The following is a 16,926-nucleotide window of genomic DNA, read 5'->3' as shown; positions in this document are numbered from 1 at the left end:
CAAGTCTTCATCCTGTTGCGAAAAAGATGCAATTGAAGTCAAGCAGCGCGTCTTCGCTAAGATCAATCTACAATCTGTCACTGTTCAACGCTGGCCACCGGATCGCAACTCCCCCGATTGTTTGTCTATCCGCTGACTGCTGCACGAACAGCATATTCAAAAGATAAAAGATATGAGTGTAATTTTATTCGTTTCAATCACATTCTCTGAAAAGGGTAAAGGCCTGCAAAAGTCTGGTTGCGCGGTTTCGGTCACCAATTTGCTTGCGCGATATTGCAGAGCAGAACACTGTGCCGAACCATGCGGCGATATGACATCCCGACAACCCGGCGTTGAAGGCGTTAGCCGCATTTTCTAGCCTCTCTGTCCGCTCAGGGGGCTGCATCCGTTCTGGTCTTGGCATCCGGCGTTCAACCTGCAAACTTGCAGCTTTCATGTATGGAGGCACATTGGAATGGCAGGGCCGCTCGACGGATTGAAAATTGTTGAAATGGCGGGGCTTGGCCCCTGTCCGCTGGCGGGACAATTGCTGGCGGATCTTGGCGCGGAAGTGGTCGTGATCGACCGCAAGTCAGCTGCGGCCGACCCGACCGAGGTGAACCGGCGCGGAAAACACTCTGTCGCGCTGAATCTGAAATCCCCGCTAGGGCTAGACGCAGCGCGCCGCCTGATCGGGCAGGCCGATATCCTGATCGAGGGTTTTCGTCCCGGTGTGATGGAGAAACTGGGGCTTGGCCCGTCGGATTGCCATGAGATCAATCCAAGGTTGATCATTGGAAGAATGACAGGCTGGGGGCAGACCGGACCACTGGCCATGACAGCAGGACACGATATCAATTATCTGGCTTTGTCCGGCGCCTTGGGGGCGATCGGCGCTGCGGATGGCCCGCCTGTGCCGCCGCTCAATCTGGTGGCAGATTATGGTGGCGGGACAATGTTTTTGATCTTCGGTGTGTTGGCCGCCCTGTTCGAACGAGGCAAGTCAGGACGCGGGCAGGTTGTGGACGCCGCGATGGTGGATGGTGTGCCCGCGATGATGGGGTTGATCCATCAGGGGCTGGCGCAGGGTTGGTGGAGAAAGGGACGCGAGGGAAATATGCTGGACGGTGGCGCGCCCTATTACCGCTGCTATGTGACCAAGGACGGGCGCGCCCTGTCGGTAGGTCCGCTGGAGCCGCAGTTTTTCGCCGAACTGGTCGAACTGGCCGGATTGCCTGCCGCGCATTGCCACGATCAGGCCGATCCCGCGACATGGGCGGACAGGCGCGCGTTATACGCCCAGGTCTTTGCCCGCAAAACCCGCGACGAATGGATGGAGATTTTCGCAGGGTCCGATGCCTGTGTCGCCCCTGTGCTGGACTGGGACGAGGTAGAGCATCATCCGCAAACTGCCGCGCGGGGCACCTTTGTCAGGGTGGGGGGCGTCATGCAGGCCGCCCCTGCGCCGCGCTTTGACCGTACCCCTGCCGCAGCCCCTGCCGCGCCGGGTGCTGCCGGACAGGATACTGACGCGATCCTGTCGGCATTGGGCTATGATGCGGCAGAGCTGGCGCGGTTGCGTGATGAGGGTGTGCTGACCTGACGATCTAGAACGCGCTGTCCTTGACCGCCTGCATCGACACATGGGTCGAGGTTGATCCGACGTAGGGCAGCGCCGAAATCACCTCGCCCAATATCTGCCTATAGGCTTGGATATCGCTGCTGCGGATCTTGAGCAGATAGTCGAAAGAGCCTGCAATCATATGGCATTGCTCGATTTCCGGCACATCCATCACCGCGCGGTTGAAGGCTGTCAGCGCCTTTTCCGTGGTGTCGGTCAACCTGACCTCGGCAAAAGCCACGTGATCCAGCCCCAGCTTGGAGGGGTTCAGCACGGCGCGGAACCCTTGGATATAGCCCTGATCCTGCAGGCGTTTCATCCTGACCTGACAGGGGCTTTTGGACAGGCCGACCTTTTTGGCAAGGTCGGTGATCGCGATGCGCCCGTCAGTGCTAAGTTCACGCAGAATCTTGGTGTCGATCCGATCAAGCGGTTCTGATTTTGCCTCGTCTGGCATGGATATTCCTTCAAAAGAGCCGCAATGAAATCCAATCGGCTTGTGCAACCTTGATCAACGGGAAAAACGACTGTCAAGCATCTGCTATTCTGAAGGCCAGATAACCCCCCTCATTTCTCTGGCCGGAGTTCCCAATGTCTCGTCTTGCCCTGCTTCGTGATGAAATTCGTGCCACCCACCACCAGCCCGAGGATGCGGTGCTGGACAGGCTGCGGACGGATTCGGCGCCCGATAGCGCAAGTCGCGCCGCAGCGCGTCAACGCGCCGTCGGTTTGGTCAAGTCGATCCGCGGATCAGGCCGCCCCGGCCTGATGGAAGTGTTCCTGTCCGAATACGGCCTGTCCACCGATGAAGGCATTGCGCTGATGTGTCTGGCCGAGGCGTTGCTGCGTGTGCCGGATCGCGAAACCATCGACGATCTGATCGAGGACAAGATCGCCCCGTCCGAATGGGGCGCGCATCTGGGGCGGTCCTCCTCAAGCCTTGTGAATGCCTCGACATGGGCGTTAATGTTGACGGGCAAGGTTCTGAAAGAAGATCACACCCCCGGCGTCGCCAATATCCTGCACGGCGCGGTCAAGCGTCTGGGCGAGCCTGTGATCCGCACCGCTGTCAGCCGTGCGATGAAAGAACTGGGACATCAATTCGTGCTGGGCCGCGACATATCCGAGGCGATCAAGCGCGGTGGCACGCGGGCGGCGCAGGGCTTTACCTTCTCTTACGACATGCTGGGCGAGGCGGCTTTGACCGCGAAGGATGCCAAAAAATACCACACGGCCTATGCGAACGCGATTACCAAACTGGCGGGCGAATGCGCGAACACCGATATCCGCGCCAATCCCGGCATCTCGATCAAGCTCAGCGCGTTGCATCCGCGCTACGAAGTGGGCCAGCATGACCGTGTGATGGCCGAACTGGTGCCATCAACACTGGAGTTGGCACTGGCGGCACGCAAGGCCGGCATGGGGCTGAACATCGACGCGGAAGAGGCGGATCGTCTGGATCTGTCGCTGGACGTGATCGAGGCGGTGCTGCGCCATCCCGATTTGGCAGGCTGGGACGGCTTTGGCGTGGTGGTGCAGGCTTACGGCAAGCGCGCGGCACTTGTGATCGACTGGTTGCACGTGCTGAGCGAGGACCTGGACCGCCGTATCATGGTCCGTCTGGTCAAGGGCGCCTATTGGGATACCGAGATCAAACGCGCGCAGGTGGAAGGGCTGAACGGCTTTCCGGTCTTTACCCGAAAGGCCGCAACGGATGTGTCCTATCTTTGCTGCGCGCAAAAACTGCTGGGCATGACTGACCGGATCTATCCGCAATTTGCGACGCATAATGCCCATACCGTGGCCGCGATCCTTGAAATGGCGGGCGACAGATCGTCTTTCGAATTCCAGCGATTGCATGGCATGGGCGAGGTTCTGCATGACGTCGTGATGAAAGAGGCCGGCACGCGCTGCCGAATCTATGCACCTGTCGGGGCACATCGTGATCTGCTGGCTTATCTGGTGCGGCGTCTGCTGGAAAACGGTGCCAATTCCAGCTTTGTGAACCAGATCGTGGACGAGGATGTGCCGCCCGAAGTAGTCGCGGCCGATCCCTTTGACGCGCTTGAGGGCGTGGCTGCAAGGCGTTCTGCGGCTGTCAGGGACCCGTCGGATCTCTATGCGCCCGAGCGCCCCAATTCCAAGGGTTTCGATCTGCATGAAGCCTTCGATCTTGAAATGATTGACACGGCCCGCGCGCCCTTTGCCGCGCCCTATCAATGGCAGGCTGGTCCATTGGCCGCTGTTGATCTGGCGGCGGAAGAACGGATAGAGGCGATCAATCCCGCCGATCCCGCCGACATCGTGGGGCAGACCGCGATCTGCTCTGCTGCGGATGCAACAGCGGCAATCGGTGCGGCTGCACCATGGGCTGCCGATGCCCATAAGCGCGCCGATGTGCTGAACCGCGCGGCCGACCTTTACGAACAGAATTTCGGTGAAATCTTTGCCGTGCTGTCGCGCGAGGCTGGCAAGACGCCCAAGGATGCAATCGCCGAACTGCGCGAAGCGGTGGACTTCCTGCGCTACTACGCCGCGCGCGGGATCGAGGCCAAGGGCGAGGCGCGGGGAATATTCACCTGTATCTCGCCGTGGAACTTTCCGCTGGCGATTTTCACCGGACAGATCGCGGCCGCGCTGGCTGCGGGCAATGCGGTTCTGGCTAAACCGGCGGAAACCACTGCGCTATGCGCGCATGTGGCCGTGCGCCTGATGCATGAAGCGGGGATTCCGCGCAGCGCTTTGCAACTGTTGCCCGGCGCCGGTTCGGTGCTTGGTCCGGTTCTGACCGGAGATGCGCGGGTGGGCGGCGTCTGCTTCACAGGATCAACCGCCACCGCCCAGCGGATCAACCGCACAATGGCCGAAGACATGGCCCCCGATGCACCGCTGATCGCGGAAACCGGCGGGTTGAATGCCATGATCGTGGACAGCACAGCCCTGCCCGAACAGGCAGTGCGCGATATCATCGCCTCGGCCTTCCAATCGGCGGGACAACGATGCTCGGCGCTGCGGGTGCTCTATCTGCAAAAGGATATCGAGAAGCCGTTCCTTGAAATGCTGTTCGGGGCGATGGATGAATTGCGCCTTGGCAACCCGTGGCACCATGATGTGGATGTCGGTCCCGTCATCGACGCACGCGCACAGTCGGATTTTGCACAGTATATCGCCGACGCGCGCAAGGCTGGAAGTCTTCTCAAGGCGATGGATGCGCCAGCGAAGGGCCATTTCATCGGCCCCGCCGTGATCCGTGTATCCGGAATCGAGGCGCTGGAGCGCGAGGTGTTTGGCCCGATCCTGCATGTCGCGACATTCCGCGCCGACCAGATCGACAAGGTCGTGGATGCGGTCAATGCCAGCCGTTTCGGCCTGACCTTCGGTCTCCATACACGGATTGACGGGCGGGTCGAGCAGGTGACATCGCGCCTCAAGGTCGGTAATGCCTATGTGAACCGCAACCAGATCGGCGCCATTGTCGGCAGCCAACCCTTTGGCGGCGAGGGTCTGTCGGGCACCGGACCCAAGGCGGGCGGGCCGTCCTATGTGCCGCGTTTTCTCAAGACGGCGCCGGTGGATCGTGCGGGGCAGGCTGGCAAGGCCGCCGATGTGGCCACAGTGCAGGCGCGGCTGGACCAGTTGCGCGGGCTGAATATGCCCCGCCTGTCTGTGACCGACCTGCCCGGGCCGACCGGGGAATCGAACCGCTTGTCGACCTTTGGTCGCGGAATCGTCCTGTGCCTTGGCCCGACTGCCGCCGACGCCGCCGAACAGGTGCGGATCGCGCGGGACAACGGCTGCTATGCCTTGGCCGTGGCACCGGCTGTGCCTGCCGCCCAAGGCATTGATGCGGTCCTGCCGCGCGGAGCGTTGGAACATTTGCGCGGTTTCGATCTGGTCGCGCTCTGGTCCGACAAACGCGATCTGGCCTCGGCGCGCAGGGCTTTGGCGGCCCGCGACGGTGCCCTTGTCGGGTTGTCCTGTGGGACCGATCTGGCCGCGCGTTGCCGGATCGAACGACATATCTGCATCGACACCACGGCAGCTGGTGGCAATGCCGCCTTGCTGGCAGCCGAGGCCGAGGAACATGAAGCTGTCGTCGCGGCGATGTGATCCATCGCCGCAAGTGCTGACTAAGCTGTTCTCTTGAATTCCGCGCAGTAAAGGCGTTTATCTGTCGCAATTGGAATATGAAGGCGGTCCGATGCAACAGACGCTGCGACTTGATGTGACTGGCCTGAGCTGTGCTGGCTGCGTGCGTCGCGCCGAAGCCGCTCTGTCCGGTGTGGACGGCGTGCACGAGGCCCGTGTGAACCTTGCCACAAGGCGGGCCGAGGTCGCGCATGACGGCGCTGTGACACCTGCACATGCGGCAGCGGCACTGGCCAAGGCGGGCTATCCTGCCGCCGAGGAAGATGTCAGACTGCGCGTCGATGGCGCGACCTGCGGCTCATGCGTGGCGCGGATCGAAGCGGCTTTGGCGGCGGTTCCGGGTGTCGTATCTGCCGCTTTCAACCTTGCAAACGGGCAGGCGCGGTTGCGTATTCTTGTGGGCGCGGTGGACGAAGCGGATCTGATCGCTGCTGTCAAACGGGCAGGTTATGCCGCCAGCACCCTGACGGACGACAGGCCTGACGCCGCTGCGGAACGTGACGCCGCTGACATCGCCAGACTGCGCCGCGACACGCTGCTTGCGGGCTTGTTGACCCTGCCTGTCATGGTGCTGGCGATGGGTGGGCATGTCTGGCCGCCTTTCCATCACTGGCTGCATGGCACAATCGGGATGGGGACAAGCTGGACGATCCAGTTCGTCCTGACCTCACTGGTGCTGTTCGGGCCTGGCCTGCGGTTCTTCAAACTGGGCGTGCCGGCGCTTTTGCACCGTGCGCCGGATATGAACGCGTTGGTGGCGCTGGGCACATCGGCGGCTTGGGGGTTTTCGACCGTGGCGACCTTCGCCCCCGGCATTCTGCCGCCCGGCACAGCCGAGGTCTATTTCGAGGCTGCCGCCGTGATCGTGACCCTGATCCTGCTGGGTCGCTGGCTTGAAGCGCGGGCGCGCGGGCAGGCGGGGCAGGCGATCCGCAAACTGGCAGGCTTGCAGGTGCGCGAGGCGCGGGTGCGGCGCGACGGGGTGATGCAGATGATCGCGATCGGCGATCTGGTCACCGGCGACGAGATCGAGTTGCGCCCCGGTGCCCGTGTCCCGACAGATGGCGAGATTATCGAGGGCCGCTCGGATATCGACGAATCCATGGTCACGGGCGAGCCGCTGCCCGTCACGCGCGCTGCGGGTGAGCGGGTGATCGGCGGTACGGTGAACGGCGCAGGCGCTCTGATGATCCGCGCCACGGCTACGGGCAAGGATACCGTCCTGTCGCAGATCATGGCCGCCGTGGCCGACGCACAGGGCGCGAAACTGCCGATCCAGTCGCTGGTGGACCGTGTCACGGCCATCTTCGTGCCGGTCGTGATTGCGACTGCTTTGGTGACGCTGGGCCTCTGGCTGGCCTTCGGTCCTGCACCGGCCTTGGGTCTGGCTGTCGTGGCGGCTGTATCGGTGTTGGTCGTGGCCTGTCCCTGCGCGATGGGGCTTGCGGTGCCGGTGTCGATCATGGTGGGCACAGGGCGCGCCTCGGAACTGGGTGTGCTGTTCCGGCGCGGCGATGCCTTGCAGGCACTACAAGGCGTGCAGATCATGGCCTTTGACAAGACCGGCACCCTGACGCTTGGCAAACCCGTCGTCACGGGCGTGACGGTGCTGGACGGGAGCGAGGATACAACACTGGCCGCGATTGCCGCACTTGAGGCGACAAGCGACCATCCGATTGCACGTGCTGTCGTTGCGGAAGCCGAGGCGCGGGGGTTGACCCTGCCAAATGTGGCGGACGCCAAAGCGCATGCGGGTCTTGGTGTGGCCGGTCGGATCGAGGGGCGCATGCTCAAGGTAGGTGCCGCGCGGTTCTTTGACGACATTCCGCAGGGTTTGGCCGGCACGGTCGCCGCTTGGGAAGCCGAAGGCCGTAGCGTCTTGTTTGCCGCTTTTGACGACCGCATCATTGCGGCTTTGGCGGTGTCCGACCGGATCAAGCCCGAGGCGCGCAGCGTGATCGACGCGCTGAAAGCGGCCGGTGTCCGTCCGGCGATGATCACCGGCGACAGCCGCGCCGCAGCGGATGCGGTGGCGGCGGAACTGGGGATCGAAACGGTCATCGCGGGCGTTATGCCCACGGTCAAGGCCGAGGCGCTGGCTGAACTGGCCAGACAGGGCCGAGTCGGATTTGTTGGGGACGGGATCAATGATGCACCGGCCCTTGCCGCGGCGGATGTGGGCATTGCCATGGGCAGTGGCACCGATGTCGCGATCGAGGCGGCGGATGTGGTGCTGATGTCCGGTGATCTGCGCGGTGTCGCCACAGCGCACAGGATCAGCCTGCGCACCATGTCCAATATCCGCCAGAACCTTGTCTGGGCCTTCGGCTATAACGTAGCACTGATCCCCGTCGCGGCGGGACTTCTGGCCATTTTCGGCGGGCCGATGCTGTCGCCGATGCTGGCCAGCGGCGCGATGGCGGCCTCGTCCGTGCTGGTGATCACCAATGCGCTGCGCTTGCGACGGTTGCGGGCGGTGGCCTGACAAGATTTTTATGCTTCTGCTGTCTGCGCTTGGCATGCGTATTTTTAACAAGATGGAACAGGGGACAGTGGTCATTTGCAGGCAGGCCCGCTAGGTGCAGCGATATTCGTATCTGGTGTGAAAGCGCAATGGCACTCAAACTGACCTCCCTTGCCGCACTCGCGGCGCTGCCCTTCGATCAGATCATCGACGTGCGCGCCCCGTCGGAATATGCCGAGGATCACATCCCGGGGGCGATCAATCTGCCAGTCCTGTCGGATGACGAGCGCGCGCAGGTCGGCACGATCTATGTGAAACAGGACCGGTTTCTGGCGCGCAAGGTTGGGGCCGCGCTGGTTGCGCGCAATGCTGCGGATCATCTGGAAGGGCCATTGGCAGATCGCGATGGAAGCTGGCGGCCTTTGGTCTATTGCTGGCGTGGCGGGCAGCGGTCGGGGTCTTTCGCCTCGATCCTTGCGCAGGTCGGCTGGCGTGTGGAACTGATCGAGGGCGGCTATAAAAGCTATCGCAGGCTGGTGGTGCAGGCGCTTTATGATCAGCCTCTGGCGCATCGCCTGATCCTGATTGACGGCGGCACGGGAACCGGCAAGACGCGGCTGCTGGTCCGTCTTGCGAAGGCAGGGGCGCAGGTGGTGGATCTGGAAGGCATGGCCGCGCATCGCGGCTCGCTTCTGGGCGGGGTTGCAGGTGGGCAGCCCTCGCAGAAAGGTTTTGAAAGTCGGGTCGCCATGGCCTTGGCCCGCCTTGATCCGGCCCGTCCGGTGTTTGTCGAGGCGGAAAGCAACAAGATCGGGCGCATGATCCTGCCACCCAGCCTGTGGCAGGCCATGATGGCCGCCGATCACGTGCGGATCGACGCTCCGCTGGCGGCGCGTGCGCGCTACCTGACGCGGGCCTATGCCGATCTGCTGGCCGATGTGGACCTGCTGTGCGCGCGGCTGGCCCCGCTCAAGGTCTATCACGGGGCGGAACGGATCGAGATCTGGCAAGCTATGGCGCAAGAGGGTGCGTTCGAGGCATTGGCAGAAGATCTGGTCGCACGGCATTACGACCCGCGCTACGTCAAGGCGCAGGCAAGAGGGCGCGCGCCGCTGGCGCATATCTCGCTGTCCGGTCTGGCGGAGGATGATCTGGACAAAGCTGCCGATGAAATTCTGGCCATCACCGGTTTGTGAGAATCACTTGCACCGGATTGCAGGGGCCTCTGCGGTCATGCTGCCGATCAGCGCGGCTTCATGCCCAAGGGCGCGCAAGGCCGCAACAATGCTGTCGGCCTGATCGGGATCGACGGCTGCCAGCAACCCGCCTGCCGTTTGCGGATCGTGCAGCAAGGCGCCCCTTGCGCCGCTGGCCCCAGTCACCGGCGCGGCAGCGCTATTGGCGGCATAGGCGGTCGAACGGATTCCCGCTGCGGCAAGGTCTTCTGCCCCGTCATAGACGGGAATATCCGCCAGCCGCACATACGCCCCCAATCCCGAGGCGCGGCAGATCGCCAGCAGATGCCCCGCAAGTCCGAAACCCGTCACATCGGTCATGGCATGGGCATCGCGCAGAACCTGCGCCGCATCGCCCTGCGGCATCGCCATCCGCGCCAGAAGAGCCGCGATATGCCGCCCGTCCGCGCGCATCTGCATCTCGGCGGCCAGCAGGGTGCCCGACCCGATGGGCCGTGTCAGGATCAGCGCATCGCCCGCTTTCGCGCCTGCATGGGTGATCGGCGGCCCCTCGCAGAGGCCCGTCACCGTAAAGCCAAGTGTCAGTTCCGCCCCAGTTGTCGAATGCCCGCCCACAATCTCGGCCCCTGTTGCGCGGAACACGGCACTTGCGGCTTGCATCACCTCGTCCATCATACGGGTCTGCAAGTCAGGGGACATCGGCGGCAGGATTACCGTTGCGGTAGCGACCTGTGGCGCGGCACCCATCGCCCAGATATCGCCCAAGGCATGGATCGCCGTGATCCGCGCCATCAGGACCGGATCGCTGGTAAATGCCCGCAGATGGTCTGTCGTGATCACCTGACTCGCCCCGCCCATGGCAAGGATCGCCGCATCGTCGCCGGGCTTGCTGAGGATATCGGGGCGCTGCGGCGCGGGCAGGCGGTGCAGCACGGAATACAACGCCTCGGCCCCCAGTTTCGAGCCACATCCACCGCAGAGCGGCTGATCCACAGCCCCCAACGCCTCGACCCCCAGCGCGCGGGTTTGCGGCAGGGTCGGACCGGCCATCACGGGCAGGGTGCGGAACTGATCCATAAAGCTTTGGTCGATACGATCCTTCCATTGCCACAGCCAGCGACCGGAAAAGGCGAGGCCGAATTTCTCGGCCACGGCGGATTTCGCGCCCAGCGAGATCAGCTTGAGATAGTCGCGCTGTGGCCGGAACGGCCGTGTCGGCTGGCCTGTCAGCACCGCGCGCAGGTTGTCATAAAGGACAGGCGCGGCCCGCACGGCGAACACACCCGCCTTGGGACGCGGGGCATGGGCCATATGGGCGCAATCGCCTGTGGCGAACAGCGAGTCATGGCCCGCGACACGCAAGTCGGCATCTACGGTCACGAAACCATCTGTCAGCTGCAAACTGGTCTTGGCAAGCCAGCCCTGCGGAAAGGCACCCGCGGCCCCGACGACCAGGTCGGCGTCGATGAATCGCCCATCCTGCATGGCAATACCCTGCGCCGTAATCTGTTGCACCCGTGCGTCGGCCTGCAATGTCACGCCATTTGCCACCAGCGCCCGCAACAAGCGCTTGCGCGTCGCGGGCCCTGTGCCTGTCAGATCACCTGCGGCCTCGACCAGATGGACCTCGGGCGTCAGGCCCAGACGCGTGATGCCATGCGCCATGGCCATCGCCAGTTCGACACCAGCAACACCGGCTCCGATCACGGCGACGCGCGGCTGGCTGCGGCCGGCCGCGACATCGGCCAGAAAGCCGCGCCATTTGCTGGCATAGACGTCCAGTGGCTTGGCTCCAACGGCATGATCGGAAAAGCCCGTAATCGCGGGCATTTCCGCCGTTATCCCGATATCGAGCGAGGCGACATCATAGTCCAGAACCCGCCCCGTTTGCAGATTCAGAACGCGGCCGACCGCATCCAGCCCTACAACGCGGTCAAGGATCAGCCGCGCGCCTGCGGAACGGGCAAGGCGGACAAGGTCTATATCCAGATCCTCGCGGCTGTAATGGCCTGCGATATGGCCGGGCAACATGCCAGTATAGGGGGCAGTGGGCGCAGGGTTGATCACGGTGACGCGCGCACCTGCCAAAGGCGCCATGGCCCATCTCCGCAACACCAGTGCATGCGTGTGGCCGCCGCCGATCAAGACAAGATCACGGGTCAGGGGAAGGGGCAGGTGCATGGGCGGGCCTTTGTAAGACTTGTTCTGCGGCCTTTAGCCCAAACTGTCGCCAAGAGCCATGCACTAGGCTGTGAAACGGACGGCAAGACGACATTGCCATCGCCGGGCCGCTTTGTTGGGCGCGGCTCAGGCTGTATCCAAGCTTTTGTTGCGACAGCCGGTTTTCTGGGGTCTAACCGAAGCGTCACGCAACAAGGCGGGTAGGGCGGTTTGGCATTCACCTTGCGACAGCTTCAGTTTTTCATCGCCGCTGCCGAACAGGGTTCGGTGACCGGTGCGGCGCGTGTGCTGTCGATCTCGCAATCCTCGGTGACCGAGGCGCTCCGCGCATTGGAGGATGATCTGGGTGTGACCCTCTTCAACCGTCAGGCACGCGGGCTGGAGATCACGCATCTTGGCAGCCAGTTCCTGCGTCATGCCCAGCAAATTCTGGCCGATGTATCCAATGCAAGGCAGGCTTTCCGCGATCAGGCCGATCAGGAAGGCGGCAGGCTGGCGCTGGGCGTGACCTCGCTGGTCGCGGGCTATGTGCTGTCGGATATCCTGTCACGCTTTCGTCGCGCCCATCCCCGGGTCGAGTTGAACGTGATCGAGGATAATGGCGAATATCTGCAACATCTGCTGATCGGCGGAGAGTTGGATGTCGCCGTGCTGCTGACATCCTCGGTGCATGACCGGATGGCGCTGAATGTCGAAACCCTGTTGGTCTCTCCCTACCGGCTGTGGTTGCCATTGGGCCATCCTTTGGGGCAGGCGGATGCGATCGCTTTGGAACAACTGGCCGAGGAACCGCTGATCCAGTTGATGGTCGACGAAATCGAGGAAAGCATGCGCCAGTTGATGGCTGCAATGGCTGTCAAACCCTCCATCGCTTTCCGCACCCGCTCGGTCGAGGCGGTGCGGAGCCTCGTCGCCACTGGCGCGGGCCTCGCGATCCTGCCGGGATTGGTTTACCGCCCTTGGTCGCTGGAAGGCGACCGAATCGAGATACGCGATGTGTCGGGCGACCTGCCGACTGTGCAGGTCGGTCTGGCATGGCGGCGCGGCGCTCCTTTGAGCCCGCAAGCCCGAAATTTCATCAGGGTTGCCCAATCCACTTTGCCCGGCCGCTAGGCCTTTTTCCGGCAACGGTCCGAAAAACCTGCAAAAACCCGTAACCATGTCAAGCCATCGGAAAAGCCGATGGCTCGCTTCTGGATTTTGATATTGCGAAGCAAGCACCCCCTCATAGGCTGGCTGCAAACAGAAAACGCGGCCACCGGAAGGCCATGACACAGGGAGCAAGGACATGAGACATCTAAGACTTATGGGAACCACGGCACTTGCAGCGATGCTGGGGGTAACGCCTGCGCTGGCGCAGGTTGGCGCGCTTGGCACTCCAGAGGGCAAACTGAACATCGTGGCATGGCCCGGATATATCGAGCGCGGCGAGACCGTGGCCGATTTCGACTGGGTCACCAAATTCGAGGAGGCGACGGGCTGCATGGTGCAGGTCAAGACTGCCAATACCTCGGACGAGATGGTCGCCTTGATGAACGAGGGCGGGTTCGATCTGGTCACCGCCTCGGGAGATGCCTCGCTGCGGCTTGTCGCTGGAGGACGTGTGCAGCCGATCAACCTGTCCCTGATCCCCTCTTGGGGCACAGTGGACGAGAGGTTGAAGAACGCGCCGTGGTATGTGGTGGACGGCGTTCACTACGGTGTCCCCTATCAGTGGGGGCCGAACGTGCTGATGTATAACACTGAAGTGTTCGGGGATACGCCCCCGACTTCATGGAATGTCGTGTTCGAGGAAATGGACCTGCCGGATGGTCAAACCAACAAGGGCCGCGTGCAGGCCTATGACGGGCCGATCCATGTTGCGGATGCGGCGCAGTACCTCATGTTCCATAAACCCGAACTGGGCATCACATCGCCTTATGAGTTGAACCAGGAACAGTATAACGCAGCCTTGGATCTGCTGCGCGTGCAGCGCACGCTCACCGCCCGCTACTGGCACGACGCCTTCATCCAGATGGACGATTTCCGCAATGAGGGCATGGCCGCATCGGGCACATGGCCATTTCAGGTGAACCTGTTGCAGGCGGATGGCGTACCTGTGGCAAGCGTGATCCCGCAAGAGGGTGCAACCGGCTGGGCTGATACCACCATGATGCATGTGAATGCGGAAAACACGACCTGCGCCTATCAGTGGATCGAGCATACGCTGTCATCGAACCTTCAGGCCGACCTGTCGGTCTGGTTCGGGGCAAACCCCGTTGTTCCGGCTGCCTGCACCGACGGACGCGGGATGCAGACCGCCGAGGGTTGCACCAAGAACGGCTTTGACGATTTCGAGCGGATCCGCTTCTGGACCACGCCCGTTACCCGATGCGAAAGTCAGGAAGAATGTGTGCCCTATTACCGCTGGGTGTCGGATTATATCGGTGTGATCGGCGGCCGCTGACGCGTCCTTCTCTCTAACCACCCCTGTATCGGTACCCCCGCGCAAGCGGGGGGTGCCTTTGCCTGACCCGGAAGACGCCATGACCACAGCAGTAGAATTCCTCAATGTATCGCGCCACTTCGGGTCCATCCGTGCGGTGGATGGCGTGACCCTGAACATTGCGGAGGGCACGTTCTTTGCCATGCTTGGCCCTTCCGGTTCGGGCAAGACCACCTGCCTGCGCCTGATCTCGGGGTTTGAGCAGCCGACAGGCGGACAGATCCGTATCTTTGGGCAGGATTGCATTGATGTGCCGCCCAACCGGCGCAATGTGAACACGGTGTTTCAGGACTACGCCCTGTTTCCCCATATGAATGTGCGCGACAACGTCGCCTACGGGCTGATGGTCAAGGGCGTGGACAAGCGCACACGCCTGTCGCGCGCGGATGAACTGCTGGCACTGGTCAAGCTGGACCATCACGGTTCGCGCAAGCCGGGCGAGTTGTCGGGTGGTCAGCGCCAGCGGGTGGCTTTGGCGCGCGCCCTGATCAACGAGCCGCGCGTTCTGCTGCTGGACGAGCCTTTGGGCGCGCTGGATCTCAAGCTGCGCGAGGCGATGCAGGACGAGTTGAAAGCCCTGCAACAGCGACTGGGCATCACTTTTGTCTTCGTCACCCATGATCAGGGCGAAGCGCTGTCGATGGCCGATCAGGTGGCGGTGTTCTCGGAAGGGCAGATCGCCCAGATCGGCACCCCGGCCGAGATTTATGAGAAGCCCCGCACGCGGTTCGTGGCTGATTTTGTCGGCTCGTCAAACGTGCTGAGCGCCGAGATGGCCGCCGGATTTGGCGGCGCGGCGCGCCCCGCCAGCCTGCGGCCCGAAGCGGTGCGGATCGTTGAGGAGGGCGCATGCGTGCGCGGGCGGGTGCAGGCGCTGCGTTATCTTGGATCGGGAACCCGCGTTATCGTGGCCGTGCCGGGGGGCGAACTGTCCGTGTTCGTGACCAAAGGTCTGCCGGTGCCCGCCCAAGGCGCCGAGGTGGGTCTGAACTGGGATGCGCAGGCCATGCACCCGATGGAGCAGGGCTGATGACGCTGGCCGCCGATCCTGCGCGCGACCCTGGCCATGACGGGGTTCAACCCTCGGGTGCGATTCTGCCCGCGCGTGGCTTGGGTGACCGCGTATCTGCGGTCTTCTGGCGGCATCCGAACGTATTGCTGGCGACGCTTCTGGCCTTGCCGCTGCTCTGGCTGGTCGTCGTCTATCTAGGCTCGCTTGCGGCACTGCTGATGCAAAGCTTCTATTCCATCGACGAATTCTCGGGCCAGATCCGGCGGGAATTCACGCTGTCGACCTATGCAGAACTGCTCCGCCCCGCCAATATGGATATCATCATCCGCACGGTGGCCATGTCAGCGGCGGTTACGCTGGGGGCTGTCGTCATTGCCTTTCCCATCGCCTATTTTGCAGCCCGCTATGCGCGCGGGCATTGGAAGGCGCTGTTCTATCTGGGCGTGATGCTGCCGCTATGGTCGTCCTATCTGGTCAAGGTCTATGCGTGGAAACTGATCCTTGCGCGCGAGGGGATCATCACTTGGGCCACCGACGGGATCGGCGCATCTGCGGTGTTGAATGGCATACTCGCCCTGCCGGTTATCGGGGGCAATTCGCTGTCCACCAGCTATATCGGCACCTGGCTTGTCTTCCTCTATGTCTGGCTGCCCTACATGATCTTGCCGATGCAGGCCGCGCTGGAGCGTGTGCCGCAGTCAATGCTGGAGGCCTCTGCCGATTTGGGGGCGAGCCGCTGGCAGACCATGCAGACAGTTGTGTTCCCCTTGGCCTTGCCGGGGATTATCGCAGGCTCGATCTTTACCTTCTCGCTGACGATGGGGGACTACATCATTCCGCAGATCGTCGGATCGTCGCGGCGTTTCATCGGGCAGGCAGTCTACCAGTTGCAGGGCACGGCGGGGAATATTCCGCTGGCGGCGGCCTTTGCCGTGATCCCGATCGTGATCATGTTGATCTATCTGACTGTGGCACGGCGCAAGGGGGCGTTCGATGCGCTCTGACAATCGCCCGCCGCTGATCCTGACCGCCGGTGCCATTGCAGGGCTGCTGTTTTTGCACCTGCCGATCCTGCTGATCTTTCTCTATGCCTTTACCACGGATGAACGCACCTACCAGTTCCCGCCGCCGGGCCTGACCACGCAATGGTTTGCTGTGGCTTGGAATCGCGCCGATATCTGGCCGCCACTCTATCTGTCATTGCGGGTGGCGGCGTTGTCGACAGTGATGGCGCTGATCCTTGGCACACTGTGCGCCGCTGCGATGGCGCGGTCGCGCTTTTTCGGGCGTGACCAGATCAGCCTCCTGATCATCCTGCCCATCGCCTTGCCGGGCATCATCACCGGTATGTCGCTGCGCTCGGCCTTTTCGATCATGGATGTCCCGTTTTCCACATGGACCATTCTGATGGGGCACGCGACTTTCTGCATCGTGATCGTGTTCAACAACGCGGTGGCGCGATTTCGGCGGCTGTCCGGCTCGATTGTCGAGGCCTCATTGGATCTGGGGGCCAACGGATTCCAGACCTTCCGCCATGTGATCCTGCCCAATCTGGGCTCTGCCCTGCTGGCGGGCGGGATGCTGGCCTTCGCGCTGTCCTTTGACGAGGTGATCGTGACCACCTTTACCGCTGGCCAGCAAAGCACCCTGCCGATCTGGATGCTGAACGAGTTGGTGCGCCCGCGCCAGCGCCCTGTCACCAATGTCGTTGCGATTGTCGTTTTCGTCACCACCTTCGTGCCGATCCTCATCGCTTATTACCTGACGCGCGGCGGGTCCGAGACCGCCGGCGGCGGCAAATGACCCAGCCTATAACCCAAGGGAGGTTACCACATGGGC

At 62.6% G+C, this 16,926-nt stretch carries 11 protein-coding genes; 9 read left to right on the top strand and 2 right to left on the bottom strand.

Features of this window, described 5'->3' with window-relative positions:
* The first annotated feature begins 454 nt into the window (after positions 1-454).
* Complete coding sequence (locus tag K7H22_RS07030) at positions 455-1,582, top strand: CaiB/BaiF CoA transferase family protein (protein ID WP_230800029.1); 1,128 nt, start codon at positions 455-457, stop codon at positions 1,580-1,582.
* Between the two features lie 4 nt (positions 1,583-1,586).
* Here the strand turns inward: K7H22_RS07030 and K7H22_RS07025 are convergent, their stop codons facing one another.
* Positions 1,587-2,057, bottom strand: a complete 471-nt coding sequence (locus K7H22_RS07025) for an Lrp/AsnC family transcriptional regulator (protein WP_230800028.1) — start codon at positions 2,055-2,057, stop codon at positions 1,587-1,589.
* Positions 2,058-2,191: 134 nt separating this feature from the next.
* On the opposite strand from K7H22_RS07025, the gene putA reads away from it, so the two are divergent.
* The 3 genes from putA (at position 2,192) to mnmH (ending at position 9,409) form a co-directional block, all read left to right on the top strand.
* Positions 2,192-5,710, top strand: a complete 3,519-nt coding sequence (gene putA / locus K7H22_RS07020) for a bifunctional proline dehydrogenase/L-glutamate gamma-semialdehyde dehydrogenase PutA (RefSeq protein WP_230800027.1) — start codon at positions 2,192-2,194, stop codon at positions 5,708-5,710.
* Positions 5,711-5,801: 91 nt separating this feature from the next.
* The gene (locus tag K7H22_RS07015) at positions 5,802-8,234 is read left to right on the top strand and encodes a heavy metal translocating P-type ATPase (RefSeq protein ID WP_230800026.1); all 2,433 of its coding nucleotides are present in this window, start codon (positions 5,802-5,804) and stop codon (positions 8,232-8,234) included.
* Between the two features lie 128 nt (positions 8,235-8,362).
* Positions 8,363-9,409, top strand: coding sequence for a tRNA 2-selenouridine(34) synthase MnmH (mnmH, locus tag K7H22_RS07010; protein ID WP_230800025.1), 1,047 nt, complete (start codon positions 8,363-8,365; stop codon positions 9,407-9,409).
* A 3-nt stretch (positions 9,410-9,412) separates the two neighbouring features.
* Here mnmH and selD read toward each other — a convergent pair whose 3' ends face one another.
* Positions 9,413-11,590: a selenide, water dikinase SelD gene (gene selD / locus K7H22_RS07005; RefSeq protein ID WP_230800024.1), complete on the bottom strand. Its 2,178-nt coding sequence runs from the start codon at positions 11,588-11,590 to the stop codon at positions 9,413-9,415.
* Between the two features lie 210 nt (positions 11,591-11,800).
* On the opposite strand from selD, the gene K7H22_RS07000 reads away from it, so the two are divergent.
* From K7H22_RS07000 to K7H22_RS06980, 5 genes are all read left to right on the top strand, one after another.
* The gene (locus K7H22_RS07000; protein ID WP_230800023.1) at positions 11,801-12,703 is read left to right on the top strand and encodes a LysR substrate-binding domain-containing protein; all 903 of its coding nucleotides are present in this window, start codon (positions 11,801-11,803) and stop codon (positions 12,701-12,703) included.
* Between the two features lie 175 nt (positions 12,704-12,878).
* On the top strand, positions 12,879-14,036 hold the full coding sequence (locus K7H22_RS06995; RefSeq protein ID WP_230800022.1) for an ABC transporter substrate-binding protein: 1,158 nt from the start codon (positions 12,879-12,881) through the stop codon (positions 14,034-14,036).
* A gap of 79 nt (positions 14,037-14,115) precedes the next feature.
* Positions 14,116-15,105: an ABC transporter ATP-binding protein gene (locus tag K7H22_RS06990; RefSeq protein ID WP_230800021.1), complete on the top strand. Its 990-nt coding sequence runs from the start codon at positions 14,116-14,118 to the stop codon at positions 15,103-15,105.
* A complete protein-coding gene (locus K7H22_RS06985; protein WP_230800020.1) occupies positions 15,105-16,091 on the top strand; it encodes an ABC transporter permease in 987 nt (328 codons plus the stop codon). The genes K7H22_RS06990 and K7H22_RS06985 overlap by 1 nt, the downstream gene beginning before the upstream one ends.
* Complete coding sequence (locus K7H22_RS06980) at positions 16,081-16,890, top strand: ABC transporter permease (RefSeq protein WP_230800019.1); 810 nt, start codon at positions 16,081-16,083, stop codon at positions 16,888-16,890. Before K7H22_RS06985 ends, K7H22_RS06980 begins: the two co-directional genes overlap by 11 nt.
* The last annotated feature ends 36 nt before the right edge of the window (positions 16,891-16,926 follow it).

It is taken from the genome of Seohaeicola saemankumensis, assembly GCF_021021435.1.
In the GTDB taxonomy this organism is placed as follows: Bacteria; Pseudomonadota; Alphaproteobacteria; order Rhodobacterales; family Rhodobacteraceae; genus Seohaeicola.
The sequence above is the reverse complement of the archived record's forward strand: the minus strand, read 5'-3'. Positions and strand labels throughout refer to the sequence as shown.

What these genes read in the sequence shown, in the direction of transcription:
- putA (WP_230800027.1), top strand. Translation starts at nt 2,192, where the DNA reads ATGTCTCGTCTTGCCCTGCTTCGTGATGAAATTCGTGCCACCCACCAC.
- selD (WP_230800024.1), bottom strand. Translation starts at nt 11,590, where the DNA reads ATGCACCTGCCCCTTCCCCTGACCCGTGATCTTGTCTTGATCGGCGGC.
- K7H22_RS06980 (WP_230800019.1), top strand. Translation starts at nt 16,081, where the DNA reads ATGCGCTCTGACAATCGCCCGCCGCTGATCCTGACCGCCGGTGCCATT.
- K7H22_RS07025 (WP_230800028.1), bottom strand. Translation starts at nt 2,057, where the DNA reads ATGCCAGACGAGGCAAAATCAGAACCGCTTGATCGGATCGACACCAAG.
- K7H22_RS06985 (WP_230800020.1), top strand. Translation starts at nt 15,105, where the DNA reads ATGACGCTGGCCGCCGATCCTGCGCGCGACCCTGGCCATGACGGGGTT.
- K7H22_RS07030 (WP_230800029.1), top strand. Translation starts at nt 455, where the DNA reads ATGGCAGGGCCGCTCGACGGATTGAAAATTGTTGAAATGGCGGGGCTT.
- K7H22_RS07015 (WP_230800026.1), top strand. Translation starts at nt 5,802, where the DNA reads ATGCAACAGACGCTGCGACTTGATGTGACTGGCCTGAGCTGTGCTGGC.
- mnmH (WP_230800025.1), top strand. Translation starts at nt 8,363, where the DNA reads ATGGCACTCAAACTGACCTCCCTTGCCGCACTCGCGGCGCTGCCCTTC.
- K7H22_RS06990 (WP_230800021.1), top strand. Translation starts at nt 14,116, where the DNA reads ATGACCACAGCAGTAGAATTCCTCAATGTATCGCGCCACTTCGGGTCC.
- K7H22_RS06995 (WP_230800022.1), top strand. Translation starts at nt 12,879, where the DNA reads ATGAGACATCTAAGACTTATGGGAACCACGGCACTTGCAGCGATGCTG.